The organism is Pseudomonas agarici (assembly GCF_001543125.1).
Lineage (GTDB): Bacteria > Pseudomonadota > Gammaproteobacteria > Pseudomonadales > Pseudomonadaceae > Aquipseudomonas > Aquipseudomonas agarici.
This window is the reverse complement of sequence record NZ_CP014135.1, coordinates 1314178-1334279: the sequence shown is the minus strand read 5'-3', so window position 1 is coordinate 1334279 and position 20102 is coordinate 1314178. Positions and strand designations below refer to the sequence as shown.

15 protein-coding genes and 2 pseudogenes are annotated in these 20102 nt (G+C 58.8%); 7 read left to right on the top strand and 10 right to left on the bottom strand.

Features of this window, described 5'->3' with window-relative positions; genetic code table 11:
- Positions 1–181 precede the first annotated feature (181 nt).
- From AWM79_RS05840 to AWM79_RS26030, 3 genes and pseudogenes are all read right to left on the bottom strand, one after another.
- Complete coding sequence (locus AWM79_RS05840; RefSeq protein ID WP_244159645.1) at positions 182–1600, bottom strand: serralysin family metalloprotease; 1419 nt, start codon at positions 1598–1600, stop codon at positions 182–184.
- Between the two features lie 177 nt (positions 1601–1777).
- Entirely contained in the window at positions 1778–2641 is an 864-nt protein-coding gene (locus tag AWM79_RS26035; protein ID WP_425262054.1) for a methyl-accepting chemotaxis protein, read from the bottom strand.
- Positions 2636–3388 (bottom strand): annotated as a pseudogene (locus AWM79_RS26030) (MCP four helix bundle domain-containing protein); the annotation flags it as partial. The pseudogene AWM79_RS26030 and the gene AWM79_RS26035, both read right to left, overlap by 6 nt.
- 768 nt (positions 3389–4156) lie before the next feature.
- On the opposite strand from AWM79_RS26030, the gene AWM79_RS05830 reads away from it, so the two are divergent.
- Positions 4157–4429 (top strand): DUF1652 domain-containing protein, encoded by a 273-nt coding sequence (locus AWM79_RS05830; RefSeq protein WP_074862492.1) that lies wholly within the window; start codon positions 4157–4159, stop codon positions 4427–4429.
- Positions 4430–4478: 49 nt separating this feature from the next.
- Here the strand turns inward: AWM79_RS05830 and AWM79_RS05825 are convergent, their stop codons facing one another.
- Complete coding sequence (locus AWM79_RS05825) at positions 4479–6944, bottom strand: UvrD-helicase domain-containing protein (RefSeq protein WP_060782387.1); 2466 nt, start codon at positions 6942–6944, stop codon at positions 4479–4481.
- A gap of 281 nt (positions 6945–7225) precedes the next feature.
- On the opposite strand from AWM79_RS05825, the gene AWM79_RS05820 reads away from it, so the two are divergent.
- Positions 7226–7924, top strand: a complete 699-nt coding sequence (locus AWM79_RS05820; protein WP_017131863.1) for a pirin family protein — start codon at positions 7226–7228, stop codon at positions 7922–7924.
- A 90-nt stretch (positions 7925–8014) separates the two neighbouring features.
- Here AWM79_RS05820 and pgm read toward each other — a convergent pair whose 3' ends face one another.
- Together pgm and AWM79_RS05810 are read right to left on the bottom strand one after the other, a co-directional pair.
- The gene (pgm, locus tag AWM79_RS05815) at positions 8015–9661 is read right to left on the bottom strand and encodes a phosphoglucomutase (alpha-D-glucose-1,6-bisphosphate-dependent) (protein ID WP_060782386.1); all 1647 of its coding nucleotides are present in this window, start codon (positions 9659–9661) and stop codon (positions 8015–8017) included.
- Positions 9662–9827: 166 nt separating this feature from the next.
- Complete coding sequence (locus AWM79_RS05810) at positions 9828–10097, bottom strand: DUF1652 domain-containing protein (RefSeq protein WP_017131865.1); 270 nt, start codon at positions 10095–10097, stop codon at positions 9828–9830.
- 432 nt (positions 10098–10529) lie between these two features.
- Here AWM79_RS05810 and eco point away from each other — a divergent pair, with 432 nt between their 5' ends.
- Complete coding sequence (gene eco / locus AWM79_RS05805; protein ID WP_017131866.1) at positions 10530–11012, top strand: serine protease inhibitor ecotin; 483 nt, start codon at positions 10530–10532, stop codon at positions 11010–11012.
- 31 nt (positions 11013–11043) lie between these two features.
- Here the strand turns inward: eco and AWM79_RS05800 are convergent, their stop codons facing one another.
- A complete protein-coding gene (locus AWM79_RS05800; RefSeq protein WP_060782385.1) occupies positions 11044–12195 on the bottom strand; it encodes a PQQ-dependent sugar dehydrogenase in 1152 nt (383 codons plus the stop codon).
- 57 nt (positions 12196–12252) lie between these two features.
- Entirely contained in the window at positions 12253–12609 is a 357-nt protein-coding gene (locus tag AWM79_RS05795) for a hypothetical protein (RefSeq protein ID WP_017131868.1), read from the bottom strand.
- A 348-nt stretch (positions 12610–12957) separates the two neighbouring features.
- On the opposite strand from AWM79_RS05795, the gene AWM79_RS05790 reads away from it, so the two are divergent.
- Entirely contained in the window at positions 12958–15393 is a 2436-nt protein-coding gene (locus tag AWM79_RS05790; RefSeq protein WP_017131869.1) for an autotransporter family protein, read from the top strand.
- An 84-nt stretch (positions 15394–15477) separates the two neighbouring features.
- On the opposite strand, the gene AWM79_RS05785 is transcribed toward AWM79_RS05790, so the two are convergent.
- On the bottom strand, positions 15478–15663 hold the full coding sequence (locus AWM79_RS05785; protein ID WP_017131870.1) for a hypothetical protein: 186 nt from the start codon (positions 15661–15663) through the stop codon (positions 15478–15480).
- Between the two features lie 156 nt (positions 15664–15819).
- Between AWM79_RS05785 and AWM79_RS25535 the strand changes: the two are divergent.
- The 3 genes and pseudogenes from AWM79_RS25535 to AWM79_RS05775 form a co-directional block, all read left to right on the top strand.
- Positions 15820–16044, top strand: a pseudogene (locus tag AWM79_RS25535) (hypothetical protein); the annotation flags it as partial.
- 20 nt (positions 16045–16064) lie between these two features.
- Entirely contained in the window at positions 16065–17654 is a 1590-nt protein-coding gene (locus AWM79_RS05780; RefSeq protein ID WP_074862487.1) for an ABC-F family ATPase, read from the top strand.
- Between the two features lie 203 nt (positions 17655–17857).
- A complete protein-coding gene (locus tag AWM79_RS05775; RefSeq protein ID WP_060782384.1) occupies positions 17858–19051 on the top strand; it encodes an MFS transporter in 1194 nt (397 codons plus the stop codon).
- A 1-nt stretch (position 19052) separates the two neighbouring features.
- Here the strand turns inward: AWM79_RS05775 and AWM79_RS05770 are convergent, their stop codons facing one another.
- Entirely contained in the window at positions 19053–20084 is a 1032-nt protein-coding gene (locus AWM79_RS05770) for an alpha/beta hydrolase family protein (RefSeq protein ID WP_060782383.1), read from the bottom strand.
- Positions 20085–20102 lie beyond the last annotated feature (18 nt).

The window sequence follows — 20102 nt, the reverse complement described above, 5'->3', positions numbered from 1 at the left end:
CTTAGACCAAGGAAGGTGAAGAGCTAGGAATAATAGGCGATTAAAACAGTTTCATTAATTGCCACCAAATAGCTTGGTCTTGGTGTCCTACTCGTCGTTTCCAAACCTCGAAAAGAGTTCTGATCAGAGGTAATAGGGCTTTGGAAGAGGCAGCGCGAACGCCTCCTCCTGTTTTACCGACTCAGGCGACGATATCCGTGACTGCCGCCTGCCCCACCGTGGTGACCAGGAAGTCCGCCACGCCATACCCTGAGAAATCGATCGCCAGGGTGCCCATGCCGGTACCCGCCACATAACTCAGCACCGCATCGCCAGCATGCCCGGTAAAGGCATTGACGAAGTTCAGCGCCGAACCCTGGGTGATCCCCGACAGATCGATTTTGTCCCGGCCGCTGACAAAATCCATGATCCGATCACCGGCATTCAGCGCCGAGTCGGAAACGGCGATAAATACGAAGGTATCGTTGCCCGCCCCGCCCCACAGTTTGTCCGCACCGCCCGCGCCATAGAGGATGTCGTTGCCGGCACCGCCGCGCAGCTCGTTGACTCCATCGTTGCCGAGCAACAGGTCATTACCCGCACCGCCGGTGGCATGCTCCACCATGACACCCTGGGCAATGGAGATATTGCCAACCATGCCCCCTACGTCGGAGAACGAGCCGGCATGCAGGTTGATCTTCTGGTTCTGGGTGAAGCCGGAGAAATCCAGAGTGTCCTCACCGCCGCCGTCCCAGACACAAAATACCAAGGCATCCGAGGATTGAGATGCACTCAGGAAGTCGCGCCCCGCATTGGAATTGAAGCCATAGGTGGTATCGTCGGCACGGGTGCTCCAATTGGCGCCATAGAGTTTCTGAATGGCCGCGATGTCGTCCATCAAGGGGGCAGACGCGTAGAAGGTGGCGGCATCGCGGGTGAAGTCCTGGCCGTTGGAGGCTTCGCTCCAGTAGCTCATCACGCTATAACCCAACGTGTCCTGCGCATAGCCGGCATTGCTCGTGTAGCTCACGCCTGCTCCGTTATAGTTGCCGGGATGTGGCAAACCCAGTACATGACCGATTTCATGGGTCAAGGTCTGTCGACCATTGTTGTTCAGTCCCGGATTGTTGTTGTCAGCATATCCTTCAGCAATGCTGTACCAGGTCTGCCCGCCCAATCCCGATGCATCCCCCGGGCGAATGGTCTGGGCGGCTCCGAGCCCGACCTTGTAATTGCCAAAGGTGATATGACCGTCGCCACCCTGTGGCGCTTCGGAAAACCGGAGATTGGCGGCGTCCGACCAGGATTGCATGGCCAACGCCGCCTGAGCCTTTTGCAAGGGGCTGAACTCCCTGAGTCCGGCGATATCCAACGCATAATAATCATCATTGGACAGCAGTTGCGACTCTCTCGGAAAGCTGTAGGTCAGCTCTATTTTCCCGTTCTTATCAATGTCCGCCCAAGGCGTTGAGCCCTTCAACAGATTTGTCGCGGCTTGATCCACTGAATAAGAGGGTTTCCCATTGATTGTCATTCCCCCAGGGCGCTCAGACTTGGCACTGAACTCACGAACGGTTGAAAGAAGATACTGCTGGCTGCCTTCAACATTGCCTGCTTGCAGATTGGCGACTTCAATGGTGCTCGACACGTTTATACCCTATCAATGTAAGACAACCCATTGAACAACCTCCTGGCTACGCGGACTTTTAAATATCGCCCGATACCACCTCCCTTCCCGGCATCTTGATAGGCGTTCCCACGCAAACGGTTCGACGTGGGAACGATCAGCCTCGATCCTTTAGATAACGAAGCGCGCCACCATCGCATTCAGGTCCACTGCCAGGCGCGATAGCTCATGACTGGCCACACTGGTCTGGTTAGCTCCCGCAGCCGACTGGGTCGCCAGATCGCGGATGTTCACCAGATTGCGATCGACCTCCCGGGAGACTTGCGCCTGTTCTTCCGAAGCGCTGGCAATCACCAGATTGCGCTCGTTGATCAGATTGATCGAATGAGTGATCTGCTCCAGGGCGGCACCGGCGGCACGGGCCATTTCCAGGGTGTTTTGGGTTCGTTGATTGCTCTGATGCATCGATTGCACCGCTTCGCCCGTGCCGTTCTGGATCCCGGCCACCATCTGTTCGATTTCCCGAGTCGACTGCTGGGTACGATGGGCCAGGGCCCGTACTTCGTCGGCCACTACGGCAAAACCACGACCGGCCTCACCGGCACGGGCCGCTTCGATGGCGGCGTTGAGTGCCAGCAGGTTGGTCTGCTCGGCTATCGCCCGGATCACGTCCAGTACCTGGCCGATGTCGCGGCCCTGGGTCGCCAACCCTTCGATCAGTATTGAGGTGCTTTGCACGTCCTGGCTCATGGCCTGGATCGCCTCGACGGTTTCGACCACTCGGTCGCGGCCTTCGCGCGCCGCCAGATTGGATTGCTGGGACGCTTCGGAGGTGGAGACGGCGTTGCGCGCCACTTCCTCTACGGCACTGGTCATCTCGTTGACGGCGGTGGCTGCCTGTTCGATTTCATTGTTCTGCTGTTGCAGCCCGCGCGAAGCTTCTTCGGTCGCCGTGTTGAGCTCTTGCGCCGCCGAGGCCAGTTGGGTGGCCGAGCCGGTAATCTGTTCGATGGTCTTGCGTAGGTTGCCCTGCATGGCCGACAACGCCGTGAGTAAACGTGCCGGTTCGTCTCTGCCAGCAACCTCGATCGGTTGGGCCAGATTACCACCGGCAATGGCCTCGGCCGCGATCAGCGCCTTGTTCAAAGGAGCGACAATACTGCGGGTCAGCAACCATGCGAGCAACACGGTCATCAGTGCGGCGACGACCGATACGGTGATAATGCCCAGGCTGGCGCTGTCATATTCCTGTCCCGCCAGCTCCGATGCCTGCGCCGCCCCAGCCTTATTGATCTCAACCAACTGATTGAGTTGCACACCCATCAAGTCGGTACCGGCCTTGATTTGGCTATTGATCAGCAAGCGCAGCTCATCGAGCTTGTTCTGCCGTGACAGCTCAAGCATTCGCGCCTGGTTCTCGAGATAGCTTTCCAGGGTCGCGGCAAACTCCTTGTACTTGGCCAACTCCTCTCCCGCTGAGGGGAGACCGGCATAGCTCTTCTGGTCCTTGCGGATCTTGTTCGTCAGGAACGTAATACGTGCATCGGCCTCCTGTAGTGCTGCTGGCTCGCGATTGACCAGCACGCGAAAGGACAGGATGCGCAGCCGCAGGACACCCTCGATGAGATTCCCCAGATAACCCACACCGGGCAGATGATGGCTCTGCATATTGACCGAAACCTGGCGGATCACCGTCATGCGCGTTTGTGCAAACACCCCCAACACCACCACTAACAGTGCGATAAAGGCAAAACCGAGAAAGGCTCGAGGGGCGATATTCATATTACGTAGGGACATGGGAAGCTCTCTCTGAACATTGGGGTTGCTAGCGTCCCTGCCATTTGTCTATCGGGATCTAGCGCCAGATAGTTTCAACACCGCATCTGTGAAAAGCTCACGGGCTTATTATCAATATCGGCAGGACTTCATGCTTTATTCAGGGTGAGAGGTAAAAATTTCATTAAATAATGATAAACAATCGAATGGCTATGCAGGTGACGCCAAAAAAATGGCTATTTGATATCAATAAAACGGTTCAGCCATGTAACTGCATCGCTTCGAGTCCATCAGATTGTTGGTCACTGAATTGTGGTTGAGGTACTTCACATAGTTGCTGATACCGCTTATGGGGCGCCCTCCACCATTGATTTTTGCTGGCGTGCTCAGGGGATGAGTCCTACGGGTGGATGACCTGGAGCAGCTATGCCGGCTTCATCGGGTCATCGAGCTGATCCAGCTCTCAACCGATATTTCGTCAAACCGGCATTCCAGACTCTACAAGCTGTAACAAATGATGGCGATCCTAGTACCGATGGGCAGGGAGCGTCGCCGATGACCTGGACTTGAGTCGTCGTCGGATACAGAGCACGCCAACGAAGGTGAGCTATGACAGTGATCGAATTGCACGAAAACAATCGCCGAATGACCTGAAAAAACTCCCCTGCCTGCTGCGAACGGATATTATTTTTAGCATGAGCCAGGTTGGACCATGAGGTCCTTCCGTTCCTACCCGCAGGCGAAAGGAAGCGTTCAATGAAACAGGTGGGCAGCATGAGCCAAGTTTTCAGCAAGGTCACCTTCCCCAATGCCTGCCAATTGATGCGCTGGCATTTTCACCCCTTGGGTTTCGAAGCCACCATGGACGCCCCCGTCAGCATGATCGCCCGACTGTTCGACCGGGCCAGTGGCGAAACCCTGATCGCCATTGCTGGAATACCCTGTGCCACAGTGATGAATGCTGCTGATGTCGAACGCATCATCGAGGCAATCGAGGCCGAACTCGAGGCCTTTGTGCCACCCCAGAACCTCAAAGCCCTGGCCTGACCCCCTAGACACGGTCCTCCCGATGAGGCGTGACCATCTCTATGCGGGTTTATGCCTTGACACGAAAATCGGCAAAAAACGCCTTGTCCCCAGCAATCCGATCGGATGCCTTGGGCGCGCTCGCCGCCTGGGCCTCCTGCCGATCCAGATACCAATAGCAATGTTTCACCGCCCTGGTGATCCCGACATAAGCCAGGCGCAGGATCTCATCTTTCTGCGCGGTGTCATAGGGTTCGGTATCGCCATCCTTGCCGAGTCCCGCCATCCGGTAGACCTGGTTCTTATAGGGTGAACGGGTCAGGTGCAGGCAATCACCCAACAGGAACACCACATCGGCCTGCAACCCCTTGGCGCTGTGATAGGTCAATTGCTTGAGCCGACGCTGTTCGCGGGGCAAACTAGAATCCACATTAACTATCGATTGAATATGCTCACTTATCAATGACTTATCACTATTTCTTCGAAACAACATCAAGATACTGTCGCCCTTTCGATAGTGTCCTGCCAAGCGCTGGCCCAGCTCGGCGTCATCCCGATCAAGGATATTCACGGGCAGCGCATCCTTCGCTTCTCCCGCAACCTTGGCTTTTTTCCCGGCGATGGTCGGAGCTGCCCGCACAATATGCTCGGCAGCATCAATGATATGTTGGTGGCTGCGATAATTGTCACTCAGCATCACCCGGGTTGTCATCGGCGAGGGGAACTGCTTGGCGAACTCCATGAAGTACTTGGGTGAACTGCCCCGCCAGCCATAGATCGACTGCCAGTCATCGCCCACGCATAACAACGACGAATGTTGGGCCTCACGTCCGACATGCAAGGCTGGAGTGCGCCGACGAATCTCCCGCAGGCTGGCCCGCAACCAGGAGACGATCTGCGGCGAAACATCCTGAAACTCGTCGATCATCAGGTGCGACAGCGGCCGCAACAGTTCGTCGCTGAGCAATGCCTGGTTTTCCGGGCTATTCTCGCCGAATAGCGAGAACATCCGGTTATAGGTCATGATCGGCGGCGATTGCGCAAGCAAGTGCGTTTCCAGGGCCTTCCAGAACAAACTCAGGGCTTCGAAGAAGAATCGGTCCGGGTCATCCTGGGCAAAACTCATCTGGCCCACCGCAACATGGACGTCCAAGCCAAGGTTCTCGATAAACCCGGCCGCCATGACAAAACAATCGAGCAACGGTGCCGAGGCGAGTTCGCCCTTGACCTTGTAATCAAAGCCGGGACCAGCCGTAGCCTCCCCATCCAAGGAGGATAGAAGGCGCTTTGCAGATTCATAACTATCAAGCCATATCAAAGGCTTACGGCAAAAAGCTTGAAACAAGGTGCGCTTGACCGCCCATTCCGCGCGCACCGTCAAGCGTGAGCCTGGGCGAGCGATCTGCGGACTTTCGCGCTGATCGAAACCCAGCACTACCCAAGCATCCAGCTGCGGGATATAGCCATGGCAATGAAACGGCGAGCCGTTGATATCGACCGTCTCGCGGTTCGGCTCGATACCCTCGATCGGCCAGGCGCCAGCGCGAAACCACAGGTCCTCGACGGTATCGCACAGCTCTTCGTCGCGCCTGGAAGCGAGTTCGGTGACCGCCATGCGTTTCTGCACATCCGGGTGATCCTGTTCCAGCTCCTTGAGTTGTAGCGCCTGCTTGTACAGCGGTACCAGAACGTCGCGAAAACGTGGCTCATCGCGGTACAGCCGGTGGTAGCAGGCATTGAGCTGCTGGCGCTGGGCATCATTGATGCGCAGATCGAAGGGATTGCTGTCGGCGCCTTCGTCCTCGAACAACGTGCGCGTACCGAGGTTCTCGAACGCCTGCAACTGGGCAAAATCCGGCAGACTGCGGACCATGGGCAGGATCTGCGAGTGGAAAGTGCGCACCACGTTCCTGGCGTCCCTGAGACTGAGGGAATGTCCCCATAACGCAAAAACCTCAATCAGCTTGGCGATGAAATCCTTGCGCGACTCGCGGGTAAAGGTCACGACGGTCAGCGAGTCAAGCTCGAAGCCCAGGTAGTGGGTCAGCAAGAGAATGCGCAGGACCAGGGATGTCGATTTACCGGCGCCAGCCCCGGCGATCACCGAGGTAGACGGCGTATCACTGAAGATCATTTTCCATTGCGCGGCGCTCGGTTGCGCATGGGCCGGCAACAGACGGGCGATGTCCGCCTTGATGAGCTTCTTCAGCTCAACACCCAGCGGCAGGCGCCAGTCGTCGAATAGATGACCGTCGACTCCAGGCGCCTGGTGCTGCGCGGGCCGGGTATCGCGAATCAATAATATTTGGCGTCCCTGCTCCAGGCCGTCGGCGCGCCCTTCCTGATAACCGTATTCCACTCCCGCGCTGTGGCCACTGCGAAAGCCATCCGCCTGGCCCTGCAACCAAGAGGCCATGTGCTGTGCCCGTAATCGGCTCAGGCCACTGCCCAACACGCGGGCTATCAGGCGCTTGAGCGGCGGCAATTGGGTCAGGGAGGTAAGTTTGGCAGGCGGTTCGGGGGGGTATGACGACACGCTGACTCCAGGTCTTGGGGCTGTCCGGGCGGGAGGCCTATGGTCGCTCCATTACGCCGGGACTTCTAGTCAATTGCCTATCTATCAGTTATTTAGGCGATGAATTGAAAGTAGAGAGACTCTTCGAAGCGTGCGAATACATCAATTTTTTCGATTATTTTTAAGCATTATTTACGCTTTTTATCGATATTGATTTGATCGAAGATAATCCCACTATCAATCGGTCACCGTCCTGTCCTGGCCCGCGCCAGCCCTCGACGAACCTGAACAGGAGAAGACTCATGCTGCAACTCAGACCCTTCAACACCCTGGGCGGCGCCCATCACGGCTGGCTGGACGCGCATCACCACTTTTCATTCGCCGAATATTACGACCCGCAGCGCATGAACTGGGGCAACCTGCGGGTTTGGAACGATGACGTGATCGCCCCCGGCACCGGTTTTCCGCAACACCCGCACCGGGACATGGAAATCATTACTTATGTCCGAGAAGGTGCGATCAGCCACGAGGACAACCTTGGCAACAAGGGCCGCACCGAAGCTGGCGATGTGCAGGTGATGAGCGCCGGTACCGGGATCGCCCACAGCGAGTACAACCTGGAGTCGACACCCACCAAGATCTTCCAGATCTGGATCATCCCCAACGAAGCCGGTTCAGCCCCTTCCTGGGGTGCCAAACCGTTTCCCAAGGGCGAGCGTGGCGAGGGTTTCGTGACCCTGGCAAGCGGCAAGGCCGGCGATGACCAGAGCTTGCGGATTCGCGCCGATGCCCGGTTGGCGGCAGCCAACCTGAAAGCCGGCGAAAGCGCCGAATACCACCTGGACAGCAATCGTCGGGCGTATCTGGTGCCGGCTACCGGGGTGATCGAGGTCAATGGCCTGCGCGCCGAAGCCCGCGATGGCGTGGCCGTAGCTCAGGAAGCAGTCTTGCGCATCACCGCCGTGCAAGACAGCGAGATCATCCTGGTCGACTTGGCCTGATTCACGGAACGACGCACAAAGGCAAGGTGAACAGCCATGGTGGCGAGCGGGTCAGCCCGTTCGCCACCATGTGTTTCTCTGCCTCAACGATCAGGCCAGCGAAATGGCCTTATCTACCAGTACCTGGGCTTCCGCCACCAGTTGCTTGAGATGATCGTCACCGACAAAACTCTCGGCATAGATCTTATAGATATCCTCAGTGCCCGATGGCCGTGCGGCGAACCAACCGTTCTCGGTCATAACCTTCAGGCCACCGATGGCCTGCTGATTGCCCGGTGCGTGGCTGAGTATCTGCTGGATGGCCTCGCCGGCCAATTGCGTCGAGGCGACCTGCTCCGGCGACAACTTACTCAGCATTACCTTCTGTGCCGGCGTCGCCTTGGCATCGACCCGCACGGAGAACGGCTCGCCCAGCTCCTCCGTCAGGCCATGGTAGATCTGGCTCGGGTCACGCCCGGTGCGCGAGGTCATCTCCGCCGCCAGCAAGGCCGGGATCAGGCCATCCTTGTCGGTGGACCAGACACTGCCATCCTTGCGCAGGAACGACGCCCCGGCACTCTCCTCGCCAGCAAAACCAAGGGAGCCGTCGAACAGGCCGTCGGCGAACCACTTGAAACCTACCGGCACCTCGTGCAGGCGCCGGCCCAAGCGTGCTGCTACGCGGTCGATCAGGCCGCTGCTGACCACCGTCTTGCCGACCGCAGCATCGACACGCCATTGTGGACGGTTTTGAAAGAGGTAGTCGATGGACACCGCCAGGTAATTGTTCGGCGCCAGCAGGCCTGCGGACGGTGTGACGATACCGTGACGGTCATGGTCGGGATCGCAAGCGAAAGCCACGTCGAAACGCTCCTTCAAGCCGATCAGGCCTTGCATCGCATGGCTTGAGGATGGGTCCATGCGAATCTTGCCGTCCCAGTCGACGCACATGAAGCGGAACGTCGGATCGACCTCGGTGTTCACCACGTCCAGGTTCAACCGGTAATGATCGGCAATCGCCGACCAGTAACGCACGCCGGCACCGCCCAGCGGATCGACACCCAAGCGTAGGTTGGCGCCACGGATGACGTCCATGTCGATGACATTGACTAGATCGGCGACATAGCTGTTGAGATAGTCATGCCGGTGAGTGGTGTCAGCCTTGAGCGCCCTCTCATAGCTGATACGTTCGACGCCGGCCAACTGATTGCCCAGCAACTCATTGGCCTTGGCTTCGATCCATCGGGTGATGTGGGTATCGGCCGGGCCGCCGTTGGGCGGGTTGTACTTGAAACCACCGCTTTGCGGCGGGTTGTGAGACGGAGTAATCACCACACCGTCCGCCAGGCCGCGGGTACGGCCGCGGTTGTAACAGATGATCGCGTGGGACACCGCCGGCGTCGGCGTGTATTCATCGTCAGGAGCAATCATGGTTTCCACGCCATTGGCGGCAAACACTTCCAGGGCGCTGACGCCAGCCGGAGTCGACAATGCATGGGTATCGATCCCGACGAACAACGGACCATCGATTCCCTGGGACTGGCGATACAGGCAAATGGCCTGGCTAATGGCCAGGACATGCCATTCATTGAAACTCAGTTCGAATGAACTGCCCCGATGCCCCGAGGTGCCGAAGGCAACGCGCTGGGTGGCGAGCGCGGCATCGGGTTGGCCGGTGTAATAGGCCGATACCAGTCGCGGGATATCAACCAGCAGCTGTGCCGGCGCCGGTTTGCCCGCAAAAGGACTGAGTGTCATGCAAAACCTCTGGAAATGAAGAATACGGAGGGGGAAAAGCGCGCAGTTTACTGGCAGTTCGGCGTTGACGTTAGGCTATCTAAGCCATGACGGGAAGATTTTCCGCAGTAGACATCCCCTGCGCCTCGGGGCGTCCGGGAGGCTCATACAATATTGTCGGGATGTTTCAGCGGACCCTCGCTCGCCCCTCACCGTGATGGCGCTCCCGACCATGCTCAAGGTCATAGCGCAATTCGGCGATCAGTTCGCAAATGGCGCGATTACTGTCTAGTTTCGAGGCACAGATCCCGGTCACCATGAGGTCGACCCGTGCGGATTTCCTGTTGAATACCTTGACGGTCAGGGACTCATCCGCGCTCAGGGTGCACTGGCAGCGCATGGGCAGGAAACTGCTTTCAATGATATTGCGTAACTCCAGTGTCGATAGCGATAGCATGGCGACGCTCTCCATTCTATGAGGCAGCCAGATTTTATTGTAGTAACGGCCACTGGCCGTCTCTCAATTCACGGGTGGCTCGTCTCGCCCTGTCCCGGACAACGAAACCACCTTCAAGATTAGGCCGCTTTTTGCCCGCTGTTAAGGTTATTCGCCCGACAATCCGGCCAGTGGTTGTCACCGGAAGACAGCAGGAAGCATGCCTGCCACGCTAAATAATGATTTGCTGGAAAAACAACGACTTTGACGCACCAATAGCAAAGTGACACCATGCAAAATGCAAGAAAATCGCTTTGGCATAGTGCAATTTGCCCTTATCTTGGCAACTTGCTTGGGTACCCGGACAAAAACCATCGCAGCCCATACGGCATAACGTCGGGACTGTGTGACTCAAACGAGGGATAGTTCCCTCCTGACAGGGCAAAAGAGCTCATGAATTCGACGACTATCGCCACCACATTTCTGTTGGCATTGACCACTACCGCCAACGCGGTCGCCGCCGACAAATCGGACCTGGCCCCCTTCCCCAAGGCAGAAGCTGGCTTTACCCGCACGGTGATCCGGGTACCGAAGATGACCAAGGACGCCGATCACCGGGTGGAAATCATCGCCGGCAAGATCCTGCCCGTCGATTGCAACCAGAAACGCCTGAGCAGCAACCTCGACGAGAAGAACCTCGAAGGCTGGGGTTACTCCTACTATCGCCTGGAAAGCGTCAGCGGCCCGATGTCCACGCTGATGGCCTGCCCACCTGGCACCAAGAGCAAGAAGGACTTTGTCCCGGTGATCGGCACCGGCTACATGCTGCGCTACAACAGCAAGCTGCCGCTGGTGATCTACGCCCCGGACGATGTGGAAATCCGCTACCGTATCTGGACACCGTCCAAGCTGACCAAAAAAGCCGTCAGCGAGTAATCACCGAGAAATGGCAGCGGGCGGTTATCCTCTATTCCAGGCTCACCTTGTAGAGTGCGCCGTTCTCGGCATCGGTCAGGACATACAGGTAGCCGTCCGGTCCCTGGCGCACATCGCGAACCCGTGACTTCAGTTCGCTCAGCAGGCGCTCTTCATGGACGATGCGGTCGCCTTCGAACTGCAGCCGGATCAACTCCTGGGCCGCCAGTGCGCCGACAAACAGGTTGTGCTGCCATTTCGGGAAGCGATCAGCATCGTAGAATGCCATGCCGCTGAGGCCAGGGGATTTATCCCAGACATGATGGGGTGGCACGGTGCCTTTTACCGTCTTGCCCTGAGCCTCGGGGATCGGTTGCAGCGAATAGTTGATGCCATGGGTGGCCAGCGGCCAACCGTAGTTCTTGCCCCGCACGATAATATTGATCTCGTCACCACCTCGCGGCCCGTGTTCGTGGGTCCACAAGGTACCTGTCCAGGGGTTGAGCGCCGCACCCTGCTGGTTGCGATGTCCGTAGGACCAGATTTGCCCACGCACGCCCGGTTGACCGACAAAGGGATTGTCGTCGGGAATCCCGCCGTCAGGGAAGATCCGCACCACCTTGCCTTGCAACTTGTCGAGGTCCTGGGCTGTCGGCCGTTCGTTGTTTTCACCCAGGGCGATAAACAGGTAGCCGTCGCGGTCGAACACCAGGCGCGAGCCGTAGTGATTGCCCACCGACAGCTTCGGCTCCTGGCGGAAGATCACCTTGAAGTCGCTCAATTGCTTCAGGTCGACCGACAGGTGCCCTCGCCCCACCACGGTGCCGGCCTTACCGCCCGCGCCGCCGCCCTCCGCGTAGGACAGGTAGACCAGGCGATCCTGCTTGAACGATGGCGACAGCACTACATCGAGCAAGCCGCCCTGGCCCTTGGCCCATACTTCGGGAACACCGCCCAGCGGAGCCGACAGCTCGCCGCCGGGACTCACCACCCGCAGGTTCCCAGGGCGCTCGGTCACTAGCATGCCCTGCTTGTCGGGCAGGAACGCCAGCGCCCAGGGATGCTTGAGCCCCTCGATGATTTCGCTGACGGTCACCGGCCCTAATTCGGACTGGAAGGTTCGGGAAGCGCTATCGGCCGCCCACACGGACAGGCTCATCAATGAGCCTGCGCACAAAGTCGCCAGAAGTGTTTTCAGCAACATAGGCATATCCTTATGGATGGAGGAAAAACACCCATCACACCGACCGTCAACCCCGTCTCAACGGCGTGGGTTCGGATCGGCGCGAGTTCCGGGTTGGATCGGCACCGCCGTCGGCGCCTGCTGTTCACGCGGATAACCATTGCGCACCGCTCCGTTCTCGAGCGTCGAAGGGCGTAGCGTCGGCAGGGTATTGAGACCGCGTACAGGCGGTGTGGCCGGTTTGGTCCCCTGCTGGCTATTGGGATTGGCGCGGCGAATCGGGTTGTTATAGGGGTTGTCGTTATTGGGCAGGTTCTGCGCCAGTTGCGGCGTAGCGGTCGCTCTCGGATCCAGGACGGCGCCGTCGGCAGGGAGCGCAACGACCAGCAGGCCGATGACCAACAACGGAGTCAGACCGAAGACAAGTCTGTTCATGATGCCTCTCTTGGGACGCATTAGTCGGCGTTGGATAGCTATTTATAAATTAGATAACACCCTACGCCGGAGGTTCGAGGGCGGGAGAAATTTCATATGACAGAATGCTTCAGCGAATCGAAGACTATAGCGCGAAAGGCTCATCGCCAAATCACTTTAGTGAAACAAAGTCGGATCAAACCCTTCACACTACGCCTATTTCGCCTCCAATATAACCTGTCAACTTTGACAGTTATGCGCTGATCTTTTTTACGTTATAACCCTCCACGAACACCCATGTTGAGCGCATAGGGCCCTCAACATGCGCCGTGGTGGCTACGCCCTATCCTTGAAAAAAGGATAAATGCGATGCCTTATTTTCTGCTTCGTTCCCTCTTTGTTTGCTTTTGCCTCCTGATAACACTGCAAGGCGCGCACGCCGCTTGCACTTTCGCCCCTCCTACTGCCGGCAACGATGACTACACCTGCGACAGTGACACCGCTCCGACACTCGTCGACAACGCCGGCAACAACAGCCTGACGATGCCCACCGCCGGCACCGGTAGCATTACCGGCCCGGTGAGCTTCGGCACCGGCAACGACCGCGTCGTCATCGGCGGCGGCACGATCCATGGTGATGTCGATGAAGGCAGCGGAACCGACAACTTCACCATGACCGGTGGACAGATCCAATCGCTGCACCAGGGCGACGGCCTCGACACTTTCGAGATGAGCGGCGGGGTCATCGCCGATGAGTTCGAGGATGGTGACAAGGCTCACATGACAGGCGGGACGATTGGACGCGTCGACATGAAGCTGGACGATAACTTGTTCGACATGGACGGCGGCACTATCGTCGGCAACCTGGTGACTGGCTTCGGCAAGGACACCATCCTCGTCAAGGGCGGGACCATCGGCGGCAACATCAGCGTCAGCGGTGGCGACGATCAGATCCTGGTCAGTGACGGGACCATACACGGTGAAATTCGCATGAGCGCGGGCGCGGACGTCTTCAACTGGCGCGACGCCGGCATCATCCACGGCGCAATCGTGATGGAGCTCGATGACGACCGGGCACTGCTCGACGGCCTCTCGGACGCGACCCTCTCCTCCACTCCAGCAGTGGATGGCGGAGAGGGCAATGACCAATTGACGTTCCAGGCCAGCACGCCGATCAATGGCGCGCGATACGTCAACTGGGAATCGGTGAGTCTTACCCAAGGCACTCAACTGACCCTCAATGACAATCTAGTCCTGGGAGACGCCGGCACCGGCACGGGCACCCTGGATATCGATGCCAGCAGCAGTCTGAGCGCTCACAGCGGCGTGGTCACGGCCTTCACCGCCGGGCAGAATGTCACTCTGACCAACGCCGGTACGATCAACCTCACCAGCGGCGGCGCGCAGGTGGACGACCGCTTCACCGTGGTCGGTAACTATATCGGCAATAACGGTCACTTGAAGTTGCACAGCATCCTCGCCGACGATGATTCACCCTCCGACCGGCTGGTGGTATCGCGAGGCACGCTCTCCGGTACGACCGCCATAGAGGTCAGCAACTTCGGCGGAGGCGGTGCCCAAACCTTGCAAAACGGTATCCAGGTCGTCGAGGCTAACCAGGGTGCCACCAGCAGCGCCAACGCCTTCAGCCTGGCAGGTTCGGTATCCGCTGGCGCCTTCGATTACTATCTGTTCAAGGGCGGCGTCACCGCCGGCACGGAAAACAACTGGTACCTGCGCTCCAGCGTGACCGCTCCAGTGGTACCGCTGCCTGAACCGGAAGGGCCGGTCACACCGCTGCCAGAACCTGGTGGACCCGATCTGCCGACACCCGAACCGGGAGAAACCATTCCCTTTTACCGTCCCGAAGTACCGATCGACGCGGTCGTCACGCCAGCCGCCGCGCAGTTGGCCCAGACCGCGCTGGGCACCTTTCATGAGCGTCAGGGCGAGCAAGGCCTATTGCGGGAAAACGGCGAGCTGCCCGCCGGTTGGGCCCGCACGTTCGCCAGCCATGGGCGGCGCAGCTGGTCGGGAGATGTGAATCCGAGCCTGGACAGTACGATCTGGGGATTCCAGGTCGGTCACGACCTGTTCGGCTCGACCAGCACACAAGGCTACCGGCAACACGCCGGACTGTTCCTCAGCCATGCGCGCCTGGACGGTGACGTGCGTGGTTTCATCGACGGCTTCCAGGATCGCGAAGCCGGCAATCTGCGCCTCAACGGCGATAGCCTGGGCGCTTACTGGACCTTGATCGGTCCCACCGACTGGTATATCGATACCGTCGCCATGGGCACGCGCTATACCGGCAGCGCCCGCTCCGACCGTGGTGTCAAACTCGACCTCAAGGGGCATGCGGTGACGCTGTCCGTGGAAAGCGGTTATCCGCTGCCGCTGTCCGAGCGTTGGGCCATCGAACCGCAAGTCCAATTGATCGGCCAGAAGGTATCGATGAACAATGACGAAGACGGTATCTCACAAGTCGGTTTCGACACCCAAGAGTATCTGAAAGGTCGCATTGGCGTGCGTGCCAAAGGCCCATACCACGCAGGCTCGGTGCCCCTCGAACTCTATGTGCGCGGCAACCTCTGGCATGACTTCAAGGCACGCGACACCGCGACCTTCGACGATTACCCGATCAAGACCGAGCATACCGGCACCACCCTGGACTTCGGCGCTGGCGTGGTGGCGACATTGAGCCGGGACGTCGACCTCTACAGCAGCATCGACTACGGCAGCAATATCGATACCCGGCAACAGGAAGCCGTTTCCGCGACCATCGGGCTGCGCATGCGCTGGTAACCGGTGATTTGCCGGGCACAGGCGCTATCGCCAACGCAAGGAACCCCGGCACTGCCGGGGTTCGACTCTCAGTCAACCAATCGGTTACTGGCTGTTTTTCGCTCGCATGACCTTGTGCATCGGCAGCGACACCACGTAGGCCATGGCCTCTTCCCGAGTACTGAATGAACTCAATCGATCAGCCTGAGTGCGCACCTTCCAAGGACCGCCGCAGGCGTGGATTACCTCATAGCCGTTGACATGCATCTTCCAGAGCAGTGAAACGCTCATAGCCACCTCCTTTCAGTAGAGATATCCAAGGGTTGCTCTCCCACCATACACCTGGCCGGGGCCACTGGACCGTCCATACGTCGCCGGACGACTCACCACCGGCCTCTCGCCACCCCCGAAGTCGCCAGCTTCAGCGGCGTCGTGGCGGGCAAAGCGGTGAATATCCGTTGTCGGCTGCCATACAACTGTCGTCACACCTATGCGACAATATGCAGTATGTCTGGCATGAACCCCGCCTTCATCTCCCAGCAGCTCGGCCATAGTGTGCAGATGCTGCTCTCGACTTATGCGCGTTGGATCAACTCAAGCTCGGATTGGAGCGAAATGAAACAGCTCCAGATGGGTCCCAAATGGGTCCCGGCTCAAATAAGCGCACCCTAAGCTATTGATAGGTAAAGTAATTGATCTCCACAGCTAACATCACCATGCAGTTCGGCGCCAAGCCGCTCTTCGAGAACGTCTCGGTCAAATTCGGCAGTGGTAACCGCTACGGCCTGATCGGCGCCAACGGGTGCGGCAAATCCACCTTCATGAAAATCCTCGGCGGCGACCTCGAGCCGTCCGGCGGCCAGGTCATGCTGGAGCCGAATGTGCGTCTGGGTAAACTGCGCCAGGATCAGTTCGCCTACGAAGAGTTCAGCGTGATCGACACCGTGATCATGGGTCACGAGGAACTGTGGAAGGTCAAGGCCGAGCGCGACCGCATTTACTCGCTGCCGGAAATGACCGAAGAAGACGGCATGGCAGTGGCTGAGCTGGAAACCGAGTTCGCCGAGATGGACGGTTACACCGCCGAATCCCGTGCCGGCGAGCTGCTACTGGGCCTGGGCATCGGCATCGAGCAGCACTTCGGCCCAATGAGCGAAGTGTCCCCTGGCTGGAAATTGCGCGTACTACTGGCCCAAGCGCTGTTTTCCGACCCCGAAGTGCTGCTGCTCGACGAGCCGACCAACCACCTGGACATCAACACCATCCGCTGGCTGGAAAACATCCTGACCCAGCGCTCCAGCCTGATGATCATCATCTCTCACGACCGTCACTTCCTGAATAGCGTGTGCACCCACATGGCTGACCTGGATTACGGCGAGCTGCGTCTGTTTCCTGGCAACTACGACGAGTACATGACCGTGGCGACCCAGTCGCGCGAGCAATTGCTATCGGACAACGCCAAGAAGAAGGCGCAGATTTCCGAGTTGCAATCGTTCGTCAGCCGTTTTTCGGCCAACGCCTCGAAAGCCAAACAGGCCACCTCCCGCGCCAAGCAGATCGACAAGATCCAACTGGCCGAGGTCAAGCCATCGAGCCGTGTCAGCCCGTTCATCCGCTTCGAACAGACCAAGAAACTGCATCGCCAGGCGGTCATCGTCGAGCATATGGCCAAGGGCTTTGATGGCGTCCCACTGTTCAAGGACTTCAGCTTTACCGTCGAAGCCGGCGAGCGCGTGGCCATCATCGGCCCGAACGGTATCGGCAAGACCACCCTACTGCGTACCCTGGTCAACGAACTGAGCCCGGATGCCGGCACCGTGAAGTGGACCGACGCCGCCGAGCTGGGCTATTACGCCCAGGATCACGCCCATGACTTCGAAGACGACGTCAACCTGTTCGACTGGATGGGCCAATGGACCCAAGGTGGTGAACAATTGGTACGCGGCACCCTGGGCCGCATGCTGTTCTCCAACGACGAAATCCTCAAGTCGGTCAAGGTGATTTCCGGCGGTGAGCAGGGTCGCATGCTGTTCGGCAAGCTGATCCTGCAAAAACCCAACGTACTGGTAATGGACGAACCGACCAACCACCTGGACATGGAATCCATCGAGGCGCTCAACCTTGCGTTGGAAAACTACCCCGGCACGCTGATCTTCGTCAGCCACGACCGCGAGTTCGTCTCGTCGCTGGCCACCCGTATCATCGAGCTGAGCCCGAGCGGTGTGACTGACTTCAGCGGCACCTATGACGACTACCTGCGCAGCCAGGGCGTGGTTTTCTAAACACAGCTTTGTCAGGACCGGCGATCGAGGCTTTCAAGCCTTGTATCGTCCGGTCGGCCGCCGTTATCGGCAACCGCTATTGACACAGGCTGTGCGGAGTTTTCAGGTTCGGCGCTTCAGAAAAATTAATTAGCCTGCTTTCTTTTATCCCTCCGGCCCGCCATGATGAAGCTCTCCAACCGCCCGCCCGCGAACGAGCCCTCATGTCCGCCCAGCAACCTCCCCGACTGCCTGGCAACCTGACCGTCACCCTGCAAATCGTTTCCATCGTCTTATACACCTTTGTCGCATTTCTGTGCATCGGCCTGCCGATTGCGGTCTTGCCCGGCTACGTGCATGAGCAACTGGGTTTCAGTGCCGTGATCGCCGGGCTGACCATCGGCTCACAGTATCTGGCTACTCTCCTTAGCCGGCCCCTGGCCGGGCGCATGGCCGACAGCGTCGGCACCAAGCGTTCGATCATCTATGGCCTGTCGGGCATTTTCCTCAGCGGTGGGCTGACCCTGCTGTCGACGCTGGTGCAACACTTGCCCCTGTTGAGCCTGGGCATTCTGATCGCCGGGCGGTTGCTGCTGGGAGTCGCCCAGGGACTGATCGGCGTGGGCACCAGCAGTTGGGGGATCAGCCAAGTCGGTGCCGACCAGACCGCTCGGGTAATTTCCTGGAACGGCATCGCCTCCTATGGCGCCATTGCCATCGGCGCGCCGCTGGGGGTGCTGATGGTCGCCGAGTATGGCTTCCCCAGCCTCGGCATTGCCTTGTCGACACTGGCTGCAGGAGCATTGCTGTTAATCCGCAACAGGCCGTCGGTACCGGTGGTTCGTGGCGAGCGCATGCCCTTCAGAGCGGTGTTCAGACGCATTGCGCCCTATGGTGCAAGCCTGACGTTAGCGTCTATCGGCTATGGCACGCTGACCACTTTTATCACCCTGTTCTACCTCAGCCGCGGCTGGACAGGCGCAGCCTATTGCCTGACGGTTTTCGGCAGTTGCTTTATCCTCGCGCGTTTATTCTTTATCAGCAGCATCAATCGCCACGGCGGTTTCAAGGTCGCGATCGCCTGCATGAGCATCGAAACCCTGGGCCTGGCCTTGCTCTGGCTGTCGCCCTCCCCCGAGATGGCGCTGACTGGAGCCGGGCTGGCCGGATTCGGCCTGTCGCTGGTGTACCCGGCCATCGGTGTGGAAGCCATTCGGCAGGTGCCAAACTCCAGTCGTGGCGCGGGGCTGAGTGCCTATGCGCTGTTTTTTGACCTGGCGCTGGCCATCGCCGGCCCCTTGATGGGCGCAGTGGCGCTGAACCTGGGCTATACATGGATTTTCTTCACGGCGGCATTGCTGTCGATCACCGGTCTGTCCGTCGCCGTGCTGCTGGCGTATCGCCCGACAGCACGCTGAGTCATTGATCGGCGGTCTGTAGACCGCCGCGATTCGGCACGCTGAGGACCTCGCTGAAGAAACGTGCGGCTTCGAAGATCAGATCGCGGTGAATATCCACACGATTGACTCCTTCAGGATCGGTGCATAACGCGGGCGTGGCCTTGAGCTGCTCTTCATTGCAGGGCGCCATGAACACAAAATGCCCGGCCCCGGCGATCATCCTGAACTGCGGTGCCACCGGCAGCTTGCGTGCCAGGGCCGCGACGTTCTTGTCGGGAAATACCAGCTTGTCGCCATCACCGCCGTACATCAGTACCGGCACATGCACGTCGGCCAAGGAGTGACGACCGAACATCAGGCTCAGCGGCGCCATCAGCATCAGTGCATGAACGCGCGGATCGGCGACCGGTCGCAAGTCATCGCGATCGACGATCAACTCGCCCTTTGTCCTGCAGGCATCTTTGTCTTCCGGACGCTCCTGACAGTAGTGGCGCAGGCGATCCAGATTCGGTTGTGCGCCAGAAAGAATCAGCGCGGTCTCGCCACCAGCGGAGTAACCAATCACTCCAACTTGCTCTGCCTCGACAAACGGCGACAGCATCGGGTCGCCAAGGGTAGCGGTGATGGCCGCGGAAATTTGCATCGGTCGACCGTAGAGGTTGCTCAAGGTCCCCAGGCGACTGTTGTCCTTATAGTTATCGCCCGGATGCAGCACAGCCACGACGATAAAGCCTTTGCGCGCCAACGAGGTCGCCAGGTCATGCAGGGCGAGCGGCGTACCGGTATTGCCATGGGATAACATCAGCAGTGGGTAGCGGCCGATAGCAATGGGCGAGTCTTCTCTGGCCTGGATGGTGTAACCGCCGATTTTGCTCGACTGCTCGCGACCGAAGGACGGATAGAAGGCAAGCGCTTTCATCGGTTGCAGGTCAAGCGGGTCAAGAAACGTCAGGCGATGGAAGCCCACGCTCCAATGAGCTGCTGGCGCCGCTCGAGCCGTCATCAGGCTGCTGGATAAACAGATCAGTAACACTGCACAAAGACGCATCATGGAGATGCCCACCTTTGC